This window comes from Streptomyces sp. NPDC058284, from assembly GCF_042881135.1.
Lineage (GTDB): Bacteria > Actinomycetota > Actinomycetes > Streptomycetales > Streptomycetaceae > Streptomyces.
Map to the genome: position 1 here is coordinate 29,749 of NZ_JBHVYE010000004.1, position 15,778 is coordinate 45,526.

At 69.8% G+C, this 15,778-nt stretch carries 13 protein-coding genes and 1 pseudogene; 7 read left to right on the plus strand and 7 right to left on the minus strand.

The window, feature by feature from the left end:
- Window position 1 precedes the first annotated feature (1 nt).
- Together ACFVYR_RS07830 and ACFVYR_RS07835 are read left to right on the plus strand one after the other, a co-directional pair.
- Window positions 2–955: a helix-turn-helix domain-containing protein gene (locus tag ACFVYR_RS07830; RefSeq protein WP_384253348.1), complete on the plus strand. Its 954-nt coding sequence runs from the start codon at window positions 2–4 to the stop codon at window positions 953–955.
- A 103-nt stretch (window positions 956–1,058) separates the two neighbouring features.
- On the plus strand, window positions 1,059–1,541 hold the full coding sequence (locus tag ACFVYR_RS07835) for an SRPBCC family protein (RefSeq protein WP_384253346.1): 483 nt from the start codon (window positions 1,059–1,061) through the stop codon (window positions 1,539–1,541).
- A 44-nt stretch (window positions 1,542–1,585) separates the two neighbouring features.
- On the opposite strand, the gene ACFVYR_RS07840 is transcribed toward ACFVYR_RS07835, so the two are convergent.
- Window positions 1,586–3,865 (minus strand): catalase, encoded by a 2,280-nt coding sequence (locus ACFVYR_RS07840; protein ID WP_384253343.1) that lies wholly within the window; start codon window positions 3,863–3,865, stop codon window positions 1,586–1,588.
- Between the two features lie 287 nt (window positions 3,866–4,152).
- On the opposite strand from ACFVYR_RS07840, the gene ACFVYR_RS07845 reads away from it, so the two are divergent.
- Both ACFVYR_RS07845 and ACFVYR_RS07850 read left to right on the plus strand, forming a co-directional pair.
- The gene (locus tag ACFVYR_RS07845; RefSeq protein WP_384253341.1) at window positions 4,153–4,542 is read left to right on the plus strand and encodes a cupin domain-containing protein; all 390 of its coding nucleotides are present in this window, start codon (window positions 4,153–4,155) and stop codon (window positions 4,540–4,542) included.
- 54 nt (window positions 4,543–4,596) lie between these two features.
- Window positions 4,597–5,508 (plus strand): glutaminase, encoded by a 912-nt coding sequence (locus ACFVYR_RS07850; RefSeq protein WP_384253339.1) that lies wholly within the window; start codon window positions 4,597–4,599, stop codon window positions 5,506–5,508.
- A gap of 31 nt (window positions 5,509–5,539) precedes the next feature.
- On the opposite strand, the gene ACFVYR_RS07855 is transcribed toward ACFVYR_RS07850, so the two are convergent.
- Window positions 5,540–6,430 (minus strand): LLM class F420-dependent oxidoreductase, encoded by an 891-nt coding sequence (locus ACFVYR_RS07855; RefSeq protein WP_384253336.1) that lies wholly within the window; start codon window positions 6,428–6,430, stop codon window positions 5,540–5,542.
- Between the two features lie 48 nt (window positions 6,431–6,478).
- Window positions 6,479–7,117, minus strand: coding sequence for a LysE family translocator (locus ACFVYR_RS07860; protein ID WP_384253335.1), 639 nt, complete (start codon window positions 7,115–7,117; stop codon window positions 6,479–6,481).
- 112 nt (window positions 7,118–7,229) lie between these two features.
- Between ACFVYR_RS07860 and ACFVYR_RS07865 the strand changes: the two genes are divergently transcribed.
- The 3 genes from ACFVYR_RS07865 (at window position 7,230) to ACFVYR_RS07875 (ending at window position 11,071) form a co-directional block, all read left to right on the plus strand.
- Window positions 7,230–7,910, plus strand: a complete 681-nt coding sequence (locus tag ACFVYR_RS07865; protein WP_384253332.1) for a CGNR zinc finger domain-containing protein — start codon at window positions 7,230–7,232, stop codon at window positions 7,908–7,910.
- A 177-nt stretch (window positions 7,911–8,087) separates the two neighbouring features.
- A complete protein-coding gene (locus tag ACFVYR_RS07870) occupies window positions 8,088–9,029 on the plus strand; it encodes an endo-beta-N-acetylglucosaminidase H (RefSeq protein WP_384253330.1) in 942 nt (313 codons plus the stop codon).
- Window positions 9,030–9,439: 410 nt separating this feature from the next.
- Window positions 9,440–11,071: a M4 family metallopeptidase gene (locus ACFVYR_RS07875; RefSeq protein WP_384253327.1), complete on the plus strand. Its 1,632-nt coding sequence runs from the start codon at window positions 9,440–9,442 to the stop codon at window positions 11,069–11,071.
- A 106-nt stretch (window positions 11,072–11,177) separates the two neighbouring features.
- Here ACFVYR_RS07875 and ACFVYR_RS07880 read toward each other — a convergent pair whose 3' ends face one another.
- The 4 genes and pseudogenes from ACFVYR_RS07880 to ACFVYR_RS07895 all read right to left on the minus strand — a co-directional run bounded on the left by ACFVYR_RS07880 (window position 11,178) and on the right by ACFVYR_RS07895 (window position 15,216).
- The gene (locus ACFVYR_RS07880; protein WP_384253325.1) at window positions 11,178–12,008 is read right to left on the minus strand and encodes a pectate lyase; all 831 of its coding nucleotides are present in this window, start codon (window positions 12,006–12,008) and stop codon (window positions 11,178–11,180) included.
- 76 nt (window positions 12,009–12,084) lie between these two features.
- Window positions 12,085–12,381 (minus strand): annotated as a pseudogene (locus ACFVYR_RS07885) (hypothetical protein); the annotation flags it as partial.
- An 87-nt stretch (window positions 12,382–12,468) separates the two neighbouring features.
- Window positions 12,469–12,801, minus strand: coding sequence for a hypothetical protein (locus ACFVYR_RS07890; RefSeq protein WP_384253323.1), 333 nt, complete (start codon window positions 12,799–12,801; stop codon window positions 12,469–12,471).
- 210 nt (window positions 12,802–13,011) lie between these two features.
- Entirely contained in the window at window positions 13,012–15,216 is a 2,205-nt protein-coding gene (locus tag ACFVYR_RS07895) for an Ig-like domain-containing protein (RefSeq protein WP_384253321.1), read from the minus strand.
- Window positions 15,217–15,778: the final 562 nt, after the last annotated feature.

Sequence of the window (15,778 nt, forward strand, 5' to 3'; positions counted from 1 at the left end):
CATGGCGTTCGCATCCACCCGCCCCGCCCATTTCGATCTCCAGCCCTACGCCGGTTTCGACATGGGGCGTTACGTCCGGCGGACGTACTGCAGCTGGGAGACCGTCGGCTGGCAGTCCTTGCTCGTCCAGCGGTTCGAGCACGTCCCCGTCGTCGAGGACATGGCGCTGCCGGGCGTGGCGGATCTGCACTTGGTGCTGCCCGTGGCGGGGCGGGCGGCGATGGAGACGACGCGGAGCGACGGGCCGAAGAACCGTCACGCCTGGGCGCCGGGACGACTGGAGCTGATGATCCCGGGCCGGTCCGTCCTGCGGAGTTATCGCGGGGACGAGGCGATGCGGAGCGTCCAGATCCATATCCCGCGCGGCACGGTCGACACGGTCGCGGAGCAACTGGGTGTCGGCAGCGCGGTGGATTACGAGGCCATGGCCGCGTCCCTGGCGACGGGGGACCCGCTGATCGAGGAGGCCGTCCGAACGCTCGGCACCATGGACGAGGCAGCCGACGACGTGTACGCCGAATCCGCGGCCGCCTTCCTGACGGCGCACCTGCTCACTCGTCACGCGAGCCGTGGCCGTCGCAGCCGTGACGGCCGACGACCTGATCCACGAACGCGTACAGGCACGGGTACGGGCGCGCAGGAAGACGTACGCGTCGCCACCGCCGTCGCGATGATGCGCGATCGGCTGGCGGAACCGGTCACCTTGGCGGAGATCGCCGCCGAAGTACACCTGAGCGTCTACCACTTCGTCCGGGTCTTCAAGGCGGCGACCGGGATGACCCCGTACCGGTACCTCGTCCGGCTGCGCGTGGAGGAGGCGGGACGACTGCTGGAAACCACCGACTTGGCGATCGCCCGGATAGCACCACGGTGCGGCTTCGCAGGGCCCGGCGCCCTGTCGGCGGCATTCCTCCGGCAGACCGGGATGCGTCCCTCCGAGTACCGCAATTCCTGACCGCGGCACCGCAATTCCACGCATGGGACCAGCGACGCCCCGCACCTAGGGTTTTCCCCGCGACCCCGAAAGTCGGCAGTCGGACAGGGTGAGGAGCCCGCAAATGCAGTCGTACGACGTCACGGCCGAATCGACGGCACCGCCCGCGGCGATATGGACGCTGCTGCTCGACCCGCGGAGCTGGCCCGAATGGTCGCGCATAGACGCGCTGGAGACCGGCCGGTCCAGCGACCTCTCGCCCGAAGGCCGGGACGGTGTCGGAGCGACCCGAGCCTTCCGTACGGGGAAAGTCGTCACCCGGGAGCGGATAACCGGCCTCGAACCCGAACGCCGCTTCTCGTACGAGGGCGTGGGAAACCCGCAGATGGCCGATTACCGCGCCACGGTCGAACTGGCGGAGCTGCCCGACGGCGGAACAAGGATCCGCTGGCACGGCACGTATGTGGCACGCCGAGGCATGCGCCGCTTCTTCCAGTGGTACCTGAGCCGCTTCATGCGGACCATGGCGACGGGCCTCGCCGAACTAGCCGCCGACCTGGAGATTCGCCCGGCCCCGGGCGGGTCGGGAAAGCCGGAGGGGCGGTAGCCGCGCTCCGCGCACAGCTACCGCCCCCGACCAGGGCCTTCGCCTCAGACCGCAGGCGTGAACCGCTCCCATGCGCGATGGCCGGCGAGCAGGCCGGTGACCGTTTCCAGTACGGACGTGGCGGCCTCGCCGACCACCACACCTGCCGCCGCCTCGGGCAGGCCCGCGGCTTCCAGGGCGACCGCTCCCCGGCCCCAGGCGCCCAGCGCCTTGCCGTGCCGGAACGCCTCCGTGAGCAACAGCAGCAGGCGGGGTTCGACGCCCGTGGCCAGCGCCGCGGCGTCGTCCGCCTTGGCGTCACGGGCTCCGTAGGCGTCCGGAGCCGGGGCCGGCGCCCCGGCCACCAGCACCGCGTCGAACTCGATGGACCGCGCGGTGGTGAAGGTGCGCTGCACGGTCACCGGGTCGCCGTCCGCGTCCAGCGTGCCGCCGGTCGGGGCGATGACCAGCGGGACCATCCCGGCGTCCAGGACCGCCTGGCGGACCGTGCGGACTCCGTCCAGGTCACTGGCGCCGTCGGTGACGATGCCGATGATCCGGCCGTCGACCGGCCACTGCTCGCCGACCTGGGAGAGCGCGGGGCTCGGCTCGACGGCCGCGAGCGGCACGGACGGCTCCGGCGCCGGAAGGCCGAGGCCGGTCGCGACCTGCGAACACAGCTCCGGGTCGATGTTGGCGAGCACCTTCAGCGCCCGCTCCTTGATCCCCACGTTCCAGCACTTGCCGAGCTCGAAGGTGTAGGCGGCGATGATGTGCTCGCGCTCGGTGGGGCTCATGCTGAGCCAGAACTGCCGGGGCTGGCTGAAGTGGTCGTCGAAGGTGGCCGCCGCGTCCCGGACCTTGCGGGAGGCGGGCATCTCGACGGGCACCTCGATGTAGGCCCCGGTGTCCGCGCCCGCGAGGAACGGGCAGCCGCCGTCGACCGAGTTGGGCCGGTACGGCGCCGCACCCCGGTGCACGGCAGTCTGGTGCATGCCGTCCCGCGTCATGTCGTTGACGGGCGCGTGGGTGCGGTTGATGGGCAGCTGACCGAAGTTGGGGCCGCCGAGCCTGCTGATCTGCGTATCGAGGTAGGAGAAGAGCCGGCCCTGCAGCAGCGGGTCGTCGGTGACGTCGATACCGGGAACCAGGTGGCCGGGGTGGAAGGCGACCTGCTCGGTCTCGGCGAAGTAGTTCGACGGGTTGGCGTTGAGCGTCATCAGGCCGATCGGGCGGACCGGCGCGAGCTCCTCGGGCACGATCTTCGTGGGGTCGAGCAGATCGATGCCCTCGAACATCTGGTCCTCGGTGTCCGGGAAGGTCTGGACACCCAGTTCCCACTCGGGGAAGGCGCCGGCCTCGATGGCGTCCGCCAGGTCGCGGCGGTGGAAGTCGGGGTCCATGCCGCCGGTGATCTGCGCCTCCTCCCACACCTGCGAGTGCACACCCAGCTTGGGCTTCCAGTGGAACTTCACCAGGGTGGTGGCGCCCTCGGCGTTGACCAGCCGGAAGGTGTGGACGCCGAAGCCCTCCATCATCCGGTAGGAGCGCGGGATGCCGCGGTCCGACATGTTCCACAGCGTGTGGTGAGTGGCCTCGGTATGGAGGGTGACGAAGTCCCAGAACGTGTCGTGGGCGCTCTGCGCCTGCGGAATCTCCCGGTCCGGGTGCGGCTTGCCGGCGTGGATGACGTCGGGGAACTTGATCGCGTCCTGGATGAAGAACACCGGGATGTTGTTGCCGACCAGGTCGAAGACGCCCTCGCCGGTGTAGAACTTCGTCGCGAAGCCACGGGTGTCCCGCACGGTGTCGGCCGAGCCGCGTGAACCGAGCACCGTGGAGAAGCGGACGTACACCGGCGTCTCGACGCCCTCGGCGAGGAAGCCCGCCTTGGTGATGCCCGCGGCGGAGCCGTAGGCCCGGAACACGCCGTGCGCGGCGGCCCCGCGGGCATGCACGACCCGCTCGGGGATGCGCTCGTGGTCGAAGTGGGTGATCTTCTCCCGCAGGTGGTGGTCCTGCAACAGCACCGGGCCGCGCGGCCCGGCCTTCAACGAGTGATCGGTCTCGTACAGGCGTGCGCCCTGAGCGGTGGTCAGGTACGCGCCGTCCTGGGCGACCTTCTCCTGAGGTACTCCGGTGGGCTGCCCCGTCGGGCTGTAGGTCGCGGGGCCGCGCTGGTCGGGCTTGGGGGGCAGCGGCTCGCGCGGCTCCGTCGGCTCGTGCGCAGGTACGTCCTCGGGGCCCGGGGCGCCGGGAATCTCGTTCCCGGACCGCATGACCTCCTGGACCTTCTCCACAGCCTTCTCCGCGGCGGCCGTCACCGGGTTCTTCTTCTCGCTCACTGGTTTCCGATCGTTCGACGGGACCGTGCCACCCGCAGGGGTGGGTGGCACTGGGCAGGGGCACTATCGCGTGACGACGGGTACCCCATGACGCCGAGGCGGACACATGTACTGGGCCGTTAGTGCGGCACCGTTCGCTTGGGCCGATTGAGAAGGGGGCGTGAGGGTCCCAACGGATCCTTTGCCATTCGGTCGACCAGGCATCAGCGCAGGTCAGATAGCGTCCAGGACATCCACTGTTGCAGACGGCCCCGGCGCGAGCGCCGGGTTGACAGGAGAAGTGCGTCGTGAGCCTGATCAATGTGACCGACACCGCGGCAGACCTCGCGGAAGGGTGGCGGTCCCTCGTGCTGGGACATGTGGGCAACGCCTGCCTGAAGGTGCTGAGGATGGACGACATGCCCGTCGCGGAGGAGAGCCACGAAGCCCCCGAGGCCCTGCTCGTTCTCGACGGGGAGCTCCGGCTCGACGTCGGCGGGGCGGCCGTCCTGGTCGGCGCGGGCGAGCTCTACATCGTTCCGGCAGGCACGGCCCACGCCGTTCGCCCCGGCAGCCGGGGCACACTGGTGATCGTGGAACTCCGGGAGGGCGCAGGAGACCAGGTGCCCGATCCCGGGCGGGAGCAGGTCCCGACGGAGCGTTATCCTGTGGCCGCGGCCGACGACATAGCCCCGTAACCAGCGGCTTTCCAGGATGAAACGGTCGCGTCGTGCAGTCAGAAAGCCGGGGTTGTGGACTACCAGACCGTTCTCGAAGAAGTCGCCGCCTTCGCGCGGCCGCTGGTGGGCCGCGGCCAGGTGGCCGGGTACATTCCGGCGCTCGCGGGGGTGGACGCCGAGCGCTTCGGCATCGCGGTCGCCGACGTCGACGGCGAGGTGCACGGGGTGGGGGACTGGCAGGAGCCGTTCTCCGTCCAGTCCATCTCGAAGGCCTTCAGCCTCGCGCTCGTACTCGCGGAGGGCGGCGAGCGGATCTGGGACCGGGTCGGCACGGAACCGTCCGGCAACCCCTTCAACTCGCTCGTCCAACTCGAGTACGAGAACGGCATCCCGCGCAACCCCTTCATCAACGCCGGTGCGCTGGTCGTCACCGACCGGTTGCAGAGCCTGACCGGAGACGCCGGCACCACGATGCTGGAGTTCCTGCGCACGGAGAGCGGCAACCCGGACGTCGCCTTCGACCCCGTGGTGGCGGCCTCCGAGGCCGAGCACGGCGACCGCAACGCGGCTCTCGCGCACTTCATGGCGAGCTACGGCAACCTCGAGAACCCCGTCGCCACGGTCCTCGAACACTACTTCCGGCAGTGCGCGATCCGTATGAGCTGCCGCGACCTCGCCCTCGCGGGAGCCTTCCTGGCCCGGCACGGGCTGCGCCGCGACGGCACGCGCCTGCTGCCCGCCCGCGAGGCCAAGCAGGTCAACGCGGTGATGCTCACCTGCGGTACGTACGACGCGGCGGGCAGCTTCGCCTACCGCGTCGGCCTGCCGGGCAAGAGCGGCGTGGGCGGCGGCATCGTCGCGGTGATCCCGGGACGCTGCACCCTGTGCGTCTGGAGCCCGGGCCTGGACACGTACGGCAACTCCGTGGCGGGCGTGGCGGCGCTCGACCACTTCACCACGGTGACGGGCTGGTCGGTGTTCTAGCGGGGGCGTTTCGCCGGGCGGCGACCGCCCGTCACAGAACGTCGGCGAACGCCTCGGCCAGTCGGCGCCATTCGGTGCGCGGCAGCCCCGCACCGCCCTCTTCGGAGGTGAGCACCTGGAGCGCGATGTGGTCGGCTCCCGCGTCGAGGTACTCCTGGGTCCGGGCCCGTACGCGCTCGGTGTCGCCCAGGGCGAAGAGGGCGTCGAGGAGACGGACACTGCCGCCGTCCTCGAAGTCGTCCTCCTCGAAGCCGAGGCGCAGCAGGTTGGCGGTGTAGTTGGGCAGCTGGAGGTACATCCGCAGCATGTTCCGCGCGGTCGTACGCGCCCGGTCGAGCTCCGTGTCGAGCACTACGGTCAGTTCCGGCGCGAGCAGGGCGTCGGGGCCGAGCGCCTCGCGCGCCTCGGTGGTGTGCTCGGTGGTGACCAGGTAGGGGTGGGCGCCCAGCGCCCGATCGGCGGAAAGCCTGAGCATCTTCGGACCGAGCGCCGCGAGGACGCGGCGCTCGGGGCCCACGGAGGGGGCGGCGCTGTCCAGCGCGTCGAGGTACGCCACCATCGCGCTGTACGGCTTTGTGTACTGCGGCACCATCGGCCCGTGGCTGACCCCCAGGCCGAGGACGAGGCGTCCGCGCGCGCTCGCCTCGACGGCCGCGATGCGTGCCGCCACGTCCTCGGCGGTGTGTTCCCAGATGCTGAGGATGCCGGTGGCCACGGTGACCGTACGGGTGGCGTCGACGACGGCCGCGGCGTCGTCGGGGGAGGCGTTGCCGCCGAGCCACAGCGTGCCGTAGCCCAGCTCGTCGAGTTCGGCGACGGCTTCCCTGATCGCTCCCTTGCCCGCGTCGTCCGCACGGGACTCGTGCAGGGCGCTGCTCCAGATGCCGATCCGTCCGAACGTGTTGCGCTTCTCAGAGGTCATGGTGGCGTCAACCATGCTCCGGCTCCGCTATTCCCGGCAGAGCGGCACTCAGGCTACGGCGGCGGTCAGCGCGTCCTCCAGAAGGAACACCGCGAGGACGGCGAAGGTCACTCCGGCGACCGTGTTCACCGCCACGGCCGTGCGGCGACCCCGTACCAGTCCCTGGCCCAGGCGGCCCGCGAACAGGCCGATCGTGCTGTCCCAGACGAACCCCATCACCAGGAAGATCAGCCCGAGGACGAGCAACTGCAGCCAGACGAGGCCCTGATCGGGATCGGTGAACCGCGGCAGGAACGCGGCGAAGAACAGCACGATCTTCGGATTGAGCAGATTGGTGAGGAGGGCCCGGCGCAGGACCTGACGCTCGGGCGGCGTCTCGGGCGCCGCCGTCGGCGTCTTCCTGGCCGAACGGATCGTGGTCACCGCCAGCCATCCGAGGTAGAGGCCGCCGATGAGTTCCACCGCTATCAGGACGGCGGGTGTCGAGCGCAGCAGGACGGCGAGGCCGAGCGCGGCAGCCGTCACGTGCACGGCCATGCCCAGGGCCATTCCGGCGGCGGAGACGAGGCCCGCCCGCGGGCCGCGTTCCAGGGCCACGGCCACGATGTACGCGGCGTCGGGTCCCGGGGCGACGGTGATGATCGCGACCGCCGCCAGATAGGCCGGCAGAAGAGCGAGATCCAGCATGCCGGCCTCCCGAGTCCGGATGGTGTAACGCTCATGACTGCGGCAAGACGTTACCCGCCCGGCGTAGAGTCTGCAACGCATAGTCGACCTTTAACGCGTTACGCTGGAACGTATGGCAGTCACCCCGGTCACCCTCACGGAAGTTTCCCTGGAGACGCTGACGGAGCTCGTCAACGGCTGGGGCACACTGCCGCGCCAGGAGGACGGCCGGGGGGACGACCCGCACCGGCCCGTCGCCGAGATCGCGGCACGCTTCGGCCTGCCCGCGCGCGTCAGGGCGGCGCTGACCCCAGAGGCGCTGGCCGACGCGGCGGACCGCCTTCACGCGGTCTTCTCCGCCCGGGACGCCGAGACGTGTGCGCGGAAGCTGACGCGGCTGCTGTCCGAGACCGGTGTCCGTCCCGTCATGAAGACCGGAATCAAGACCCGAAGCCAGACCGGAAGCAAGACCGGAGTCGAGACCGGAGTCGAGACCGGAATCAAGACCGGAGTCGAGACCGGAATCAAGACCGGAGTCGAGACTGGAATCGAGACCGGGGCCTCCGACGCGCTGCGCGCCGCATGGTGCGTCGACGACGCCGATCGCGCCGTGGTCGCGGCGGCGGCGATCACCCTGCGTCAGTACCTCGCCGCCCACGGGTTCGCGCGCATCGGCACCTGCGCCGGCGGCCGCTGCGCCGACGTCTACATCGACCAATCCCCGGGCGGCCGACGCCGTTTCTGCTCGGTGACCTGTCAGAACCGCACACGCGTGGCGGCGTTCCGCAGTCGCAGGGCGCTCGCTGACGGCTGAAATGCGGCGCCAACTGCCGCCCGTAGGGGCACTGCTGGGGCGCGAGGTGCGTGGGAATCGTGAAGAGATTGCGTACGATTCTTGGGATTCGGTCACGGGGGAGGAAAACTCGGAGGGCTCACTCGGCGCTTTCGAACAGGTCGGGCGCCGATCCATGCGTTGGGAGACCGATCAACGATGTTCACACTGGTACGAAGCAGAGTGCGGACGGCCGCACTCGCTCTCTCGGCCGTCGCGGCCCTCGCCTTCGGCACGGCCGCCGCGACCGGCGCGGCGGCCGCCCCGAACCCCGCGCCCGCCCCCACCCCCGCTCGCGCGAAACAGGGACCGACCTCGGTGGCGTACGTCGAGGTGAACAACAACAGCATGCTGAACGTCGGCAAGTACACCCTCGCCAACGGCGGCGGCAACGCCTTCGACGTCGCCGTGATCTTCGCGGCGAACATCAACTACGACACGGGCAAGAAGACGGCGTACCTGCACTTCAACGAGAACGTGCAGCGAGTCCTCGACAACGCCGCCACGCAGATACGGCCGTTGCAGCAGAAGGGCATCAAGGTCGTCCTCTCGGTGCTCGGCAACCACCAGGGCGCCGGTTTCGCGAACTTCCCGTCGCAGCAGGCGGCTTCGGCGTTCGCGAAGCAGATGTCGGACACCGTCACCAAGTACGGGCTCGACGGCATCGACTTCGACGACGAGTACGCCGAGTACGGCAACAACGGCACGGGGCAGCCCAACGCCGGCTCGTTCGTGCACCTGGTGACGGCGTTGCGCGCGAACATGCCGAACAAGATCATCAGCCTCTACAACATCGGCCCGGCCGCGTCGCGCCTCTCCTACGGCGGCGTCGACGTCTCGTCCAAGTTCGACTACGCCTGGAACCCGTACTACGGCACCTGGCAGGTCCCCGGCATCGCACTGCCCAAGTCGAAGCTGTCGCCGGCGGCTGTCGAGATCGGCCGGACCTCGCGGAGCACGGTCGCCAGTTTCGCCCGCCGCACCGTCAGCGAGGGGTACGGCGTCTACCTGACGTACAACCTCGACGGCACCAACCGCAGCGCCGACGTCTCCGCGTTCACCCGGGAGCTGTACGGCAGTGACGCCGTCTACACGCCGTAAGGCGACGGCGCGCCCCGACGCGCGCTGCTCCCACGGAGCCGACCACGCCCCATAGGGCCGCAATCCGCGCAAACCGCTTCTCTGACAACGATGTCGGAGCGCGGCGCGGCTCAGAGGCTCCGCCCTCACCGAAACACGCCGCCGCCCCGGGGCATCAACTCCCCCGGGGCGGTGCGCGGGTTGTCGGTGCCGTACGCGTTCACGATCTGTTCGTATTGCGTACGTCGACCCTCGCTCAACGGACCACATTCGGCCAACATCCAACAAAAATGCTGACATGTACCTGGCCCGAATGGCACGCTTCCCCGCAACACGCTGCACGTACAGCACCACGCTGAACGCCCGCATCGCGTCCCTTTCTGCGCCGGGTGGCCCTCAACGCACCCGGGGCCCCCACAGATGGAGCCTGCGTGACCCCTTACATATCCGGCAAGCGTTCGATGCTCGTGATCGCCACCGCCGTTGCCGCCGGAGCGCTGCTCACCGCCGGACTGACCACCGGCGCCTCCGCCCAGCCGGACGAGAACACCGAGCCGTCCGGCTCCCCTGTCGCCCTCTCGGCGTCGGTGCGCGCGGACCTCCTCCAGGACGCGAGCGCCGACAGATCGGCGACCGCCGAGCGGATCGGTCTCAGCGCCAAGGAGAAGCTCGTCGTCCGTGACGTCGTGAAGGACAGCGACGGCACCACCCACACCCGCTACGAGCGCACCTACGACGGTCTGCCCGTCCTCGGCGGCGACCTCGTCGTGCACACCGCGAAGAGCGGAGAGCTGAAGGGCGTCACCAAGGCGACCGAGGCCAGCGTCAAGGTCGCCTCCACCGACGCGAAGCTCGGCAAGGCGTCGGTCGCCAAGTCCGCCGAGTCGACCGCCGCCAGGGCCAAGACCGCCAAGGCCGACGCGCAGGCTCCGCGCAAGGTGATCTGGGCCGCCACCGGCAAGCCCGTCCTCGCCTACGAGACGGTCGTCACCGGCACGCAGAAGGATGGCACGCCCAGCAGGCTCCACGTCATCACGGACGCCGCGACGGGCAAGAAGCTGTACCAGTACCAGGCCATCGAGACCGGCACCGGCAACAGCCAGTACAGCGGCAAGGTCAAGGTCGGCTCCAAGAAGGGCACGAGCGGCTACGAGCTGACCGACAAGGCCCGCGGCGGCCACCGCACCTTCGACCTGAAGCACGCGGAGACCGGCACCGGCAAGCTCTTCAAGGACGCCAACGACGTCTGGGGCAACGGCAAGCCCTCGAACGCGCAGACCGCCGCGGTCGACGCCGCCTACGGCGCCCAGATCACCTGGGACTACTACAAGAACGTGCACGGCCGCAAGGGCATCAACGGCGACGGCAAGGGCGCGACCTCGCGCGTCCACTTCAGCAACAACTACGTCAACGCCTTCTGGGACGACAGCTGCTTCTGCATGACGTACGGCGACGGCGAGGGCAACAAGAAGCCCCTCACCTCGATCGACGTCGCCGCCCACGAGATGTCGCACGGCGTCACCTCGGCGACCGGCAACATGGAGTACAACGGCGAGTCCGGCGGCCTCAACGAGGCCACCTCGGACATCTTCGCCACCGCTGTGGAGTTCAACGCCAAGAACTCCGCGGACGTCGGTGACTACCTCATCGGCGAGAAGATCGACATCAACGGCGACGGCTCCCCGCTGCGTTACATGGACAAGCCGAGCAAGGACGGCAGCTCCCTGGACAAGTGGAGTGCCAACGCCGGCAACGTCGACGTCCACTACTCCTCGGGCATCGCCAACCACTTCTTCTACCTGCTCTCCGAGGGCAGCGGCAAGAAGCGGATCAACGGCGTCCAGTACAACTCGCCGACCGCCGACGGCACCAAGGTACTTGGCATCGGACGCGCCAAGGCCGAGAAGATCTGGTACAAGGCCCTGACGACGTACTTCACGTCGACCACCAACTACAAGGCGGCCCGTAAGGGCACGCTGAGCGCCGCGAAGGACCTGTACGGCGCGAACTCCACCGAGTACAAGCGCGTGGCCGCCGCCTGGTCCGGCGTCAACGTCAAGTAACCCCCCGGGTCACTCACTGAAGGGGCGGCGTCCACCACGGACGCCGCCCCTTCGGCGCCGCCGCGCGGGGGCGCCGGCGCCGACGTACATCAGTCAGTGGTATGACTCAGTTGTACGTGATGTCCGATGCCGAGAAGCGGCACGTGGTGCCGTCAGGGCCGCTGCCCAGCTCGGTGGGCTCCTTGCCGGTGTCGTTGCCCTTGAAGCGCACGCAGGTCTTCATCTTCTTCTTCGTGTCACCGTGGATCCGGATCTTCGACAGCGTCGCGGTGTCACCGAAGTTCTGGTTGACGCCGACGATCGACTTGCCCGGCGCGGTCAGGTCGATGTCGCTCAGCACGATCGTGCGCTTGTGCTGCGTCTTGCAGTTGCCGCACGAGCGGACCAACTTGCCGAACTCCTCGACCTTGAAGCCGGTCACGGTGAGCTTGCCGGCCCCGTTGAACTGGAGGACCTTGTCGTCGGCCTTCTTCGCCCCGCCGCCGATGACGTTGTACGTCGCCGACGCCGACTTGCCCTTGAAGGTGGCGGCGTCCTCACCGACGTCCAGCCACCACACGTTCTGCAGGGTGCAGCTGCCCTTGCAGTGGACGCCGTCGGCGGCGGGCGTGCCGATGATGACGTTCTTCAGGACGGCGCCGTCGGCCAGCTCGAAAATGGGGGACTGGCCCTCGTCCTGGCCGCTGCCGCCCAGGACGCCGGTGCCGTAGAACTTCTTCATCCCGCCGTCGTACTCACCGGAGACCGGGATGGTCTTCGACACCGGCTTGCCGCCGGTGTCCGAGGGCCAGGACGCGGCGGCCCCGGCGGGGGACAGCATGGTCGTGGTGACGATCGCCGCACCGGTCAGCCCGAGGGCGGCGGCTCCGCCGATCACCGCCCGGCGTGCGGTGACCCGGCGACGGTGGCGGACGCGCTGTTCAGTTCGTGCAGTCATGCCCATTCCTTGCGTGGGGAGGATCTTGCACCTTCTGGTCGCCACGGGTGGGGAAAAGGTTGCCGCCCTTTTGGAATCAGTCGTCGTGCCGGGCGAAGTCGCCCGACACGGTGACCTGTTCGCTCCGCGTCCGGGCGGTGGCCGCGTAGCGGTCGCCCCGGGCGTCCCGGCCACCGCGGACGTGGTTGTACTGCCCGGCGAACACCCACTGGCCGGCCGGGACCGTACGCCCCCGCTTGAGCACCCAGGTGTGGACGAGGTAGCCGTCCTTCTCGGCGATCCTCAGTGTGAAGTCGGACTCGGGCAGCGACCGCCAGGCACCGGTGGAGGTGACCCCACCGGTCTGAGCGATCCGCAACTCGACGGTCAGCGCGTCCCGCGCGGCCCGTCCGCCCCAATTCGGCTGGGTGCGTGCGGCCGGCGTCACCGCGGCGGTCGCAGGGATTCTCGCTGTCGGCGGCTACGGCATGGCCTCCGTGGTGAACGACGTGCCTCCGCAGCACCCGGCCGCGGTCCCACCGACCCCGGCCACCACCCCCACCTCCCCGCCCGCCCCGTCGACGGTCGCGACACGCCGGGTGCCCTCGCCGGTGGACCCGGCGCCCGGGGATCCGACGCCCGCGGACCCCACGCCGAGCGCCTCCCGCGAGCCCCGCGAGCCGAGCGCCTCCCCGTCACGTACACCCGATACCGGCGCGCCCGCCGCCGGTGCGCAAGCCGGGCCGCTGTGGTCGGACGGCTCCGTGGACCCGCACAGCAACGACTTCTGGGCGCAGAGCAACGTCACCCTCAAGACGCGCGAGGAACTGGCCGGCCCCCATCCCGCCATCCCCCAGCCAGGACCGGGCGGCGGGCCGTGTCTTCTGCCGCTACCCGGGCATGCCCAGCCGCTCTGCTCGGGCCGTCAACGAGGCGGTGGATCCGGTCAGGCGCCTTGCGCCGTACACGCACATGGCAGCCCCACGTGTGCCGGGTCAGTGCCAGGCCGACTCTCCTCTCGGCGTCACACCCTGGGCCTGAGCAGAGTGATCTTCGAAGCGCCCTGTTCCGTGACGTACAGGGTGCCCTTGGCCGTGTCCTCCGTGACGTCCAGCGGCTGTTGGAATCCGGTGAACCCGGTGATGCCCGTCGTGGGCGCCGACAGCTTCCCCTGCGCGTCGACGCCGAACACCTCGATGTCCTGGCCACTGCTGTAACGGACCACCAGGAGCTTGCCCTTGAGCGCGCCGCCGAAGGCGTTGCCGCGGTACTCGACGACCCCGTCGGCGGAGGCGTGCAGCCCGGCGTCGTACATGCCGGCCGCGTCCAGGTTGCGGTCCGGCTGGGTGCCTACGGGATAGCCGGTGACCTCGAAGGGACTGGTGCCCGAAGTGGGGTTGCCCCCGGCCAGCACCCACTCGCAGCGCGCCGGGTTCGGGTGCCCGTAGTAGCGGTTCTTCTTCACGTCGAAGACGTAGTCGGTCTCCGCCACGGGGTTGGACGTGATCCCCGGCACGGTCGGGCCCGTGTAGGCCCCGGCCGTCGCCGCGTCGATCCGGCGGGAGCAGGCGGCGGGCAGCGGCGTGGGCGTAGCGGGCGTATTGCCCCCGGCCGCGGATCCGTTGGTGGGTGCGTAGAGGTGACCGTTGGTGTGCCACACCAGGTCATAGGCGTTGCGGACGCCCGTCGCGTACAGGGTCAGCGGTGCGTTGGCGGCGAACGGGTCGTACGTTCCCGGGCTCTCGGTCCGCACGTCGACGGCACCGGACGCCGGGAGCTTGGCCGGGTCGAGGCGCAGAACGGCGGCGTTGAGCAGGTGCTCGGGGCGGTTGCCCCACGTCGGGTCGGCGGCGCCCATGGCGTTGTTGGCGCCCTGCGTCACGTACAGGGCGCCGTCAGGGCCGAACGCCAGCGAGTTGGTCTCGTGGTCCTTCACGGACCGGGGCAGACGGCTGATCACCTCGGTGTAGGTGCCGAGCCCCGGACCGCTCAGTCTGGCGATGCTGCTGGACCAGTCCGGCTCGTTCGGTGTGCCTCCCGCGTACATGGTGTTGGAGGTGATCCACAGAACCGGGCTTGCCGCCGTGGACGAGGGGTCGAACGCCATCCCGATGACGGAGCGATTCGGTGCTCCCGGCAGGCCGCGGGCCGTCGCGTCCGTGCGCACGGTGGAGATCGTCTCCGCCCCGCTCAGGGTGCCGTCGGCGGCGATCGCGTACCGCAGGATGTATCCGTCGAGTGTGGACGCGTACAGCTTGCCGTCGGGGCCCTTCACGACGGAGGCGAAACTCCTGCCCGTCGCCGACGTGGCCACCTTGTCGAAGGCGATGCTGCCCGTGCCGGTGCCCGCTCCGGTGGTGAATACCGAGCTCCATGGTGTGAAGCTCCGCCCGTCCAGGTCCCGGGCGCCGCTGGTGACCGAGAAGCGGTAGCGGGTGTTCGCCTTGAGCCCCGTCGTCGGCGACAGGTTGATGACGTCGCCGCCGCCGCTGGTGATCACGTGGGCGGGCACGGCGGCCCCGGTCACCGACTCCTTGAGGGCGACCGTGCCGCCGGTGAGGGTCGCGGTGTCGACGCCCGGGCCCACCAGGCGGAGGTCCGCCACGACGCTGCCGGTCGGTGCCGCGCCGGTCGCCGTGTTCGCCGGGGTCACCGTCCTGACCTCCGGGTGGACGGCGGAGTCGGCGAGCGGGGCCATGGTCACGTACGCGATCTTCGTGTTGCTGCCCCCGAGCGGACTGATCGTCAACCGGCCGTCCGTCACGGTCGGTTGAACGGTCCTGGTCTGGTACTTGGTGGTGGACGTGGGGACGAAACCGTCGACCGCGTTCTGGTTCTCGACCTGGAGCGCGTGGGAGCTGTCGATGCTCGGGGCGTCGCCCACGGCGACCGTCACCGTGTAGGTGCCGTTGGGCACGGCGATCTCCCACCGGCCCGGGGTCTTCACACCGGCTGACGAGGCGGGTAGCTGCATGTGCACGAGGGTGGCGAGGAGCCGGTCGGGCTCGGCGGTGCCTCTGTCCCGGCCGTTGCCCGTCAGGTCGAGCGGGGTGGTGTCGGTCAGCCCCACCCAGCCGTAGGTGAGGCCGGTGCCCTGGTCGGCGCCGGTACGGGCGCCGAAAGCCTGCCCGTAGTCGAGTGCGTAGCCGCTCACCGGCACGGTGGCGGCGGTGCCGAAGTCGATCTTCGCTGAGAAGGTGGTGTCCGCTCGCACCTGCGCGGGAGCCACCAGGGCGACAACTATGAGGGACAGGGCCGGCAGGAACCCCGCCGCGCGGGGCGATGGCCCGCTCCGTGAGTGACTGCGTCTTCGAAGGCGTAATACGGTCACGGTCTTCTCCCGTCGAGAGTCGAGCAGGGAACACGCCCCGTGACGTGGCGACCGGTGCCCGGTGCCCGGGGCCTTACCGTGCCCATGACTGCCCTGGGCGTGGCGGTCCAAGCGGCGGCCGTGCCGGGCCCGCGCCGGCCGGCGGCCCGTCTGCCGCGTGGACGCCCTGGACCTGCTGGGTTGCGATGAACCTCTGCCTCCACAAGCGCATTTGGAGTGCTTCGGGCACGACATCTACGTATGCGCCTCCTACTGATGAGATATCAGTGCGCATCAGCCGGTGCGCTCCCGCGAGCATGCGCGGCGCCTCGATGGACGGTGCACCACGACGGTGGATGCGGCGATAGGTGCGCCCGCTGGCCGCACGGCTGCGGCGACGAGCCGATTGGCGTGAGAACGCCCTTTACATCCCTGCACTCCATTGACATGGTCATGCCTCCATCTGCGCACCCGTCGCGCA

Coding starts and splice junctions, on each gene's coding strand:
- ACFVYR_RS07830 (WP_384253348.1), top strand. CDS start 2: ATGGCGTTCGCATCCACCCGCCCCGCCCATTTCGATCTCCAGCCCTAC.
- ACFVYR_RS07835 (WP_384253346.1), top strand. CDS start 1,059: ATGCAGTCGTACGACGTCACGGCCGAATCGACGGCACCGCCCGCGGCG.
- ACFVYR_RS07855 (WP_384253336.1), bottom strand. CDS start 6,430: ATGACCTCTGAGAAGCGCAACACGTTCGGACGGATCGGCATCTGGAGC.
- ACFVYR_RS07860 (WP_384253335.1), bottom strand. CDS start 7,117: ATGCTGGATCTCGCTCTTCTGCCGGCCTATCTGGCGGCGGTCGCGATC.
- ACFVYR_RS07865 (WP_384253332.1), top strand. CDS start 7,230: ATGGCAGTCACCCCGGTCACCCTCACGGAAGTTTCCCTGGAGACGCTG.
- ACFVYR_RS07870 (WP_384253330.1), top strand. CDS start 8,088: ATGTTCACACTGGTACGAAGCAGAGTGCGGACGGCCGCACTCGCTCTC.
- ACFVYR_RS07880 (WP_384253325.1), bottom strand. CDS start 12,008: ATGACTGCACGAACTGAACAGCGCGTCCGCCACCGTCGCCGGGTCACC.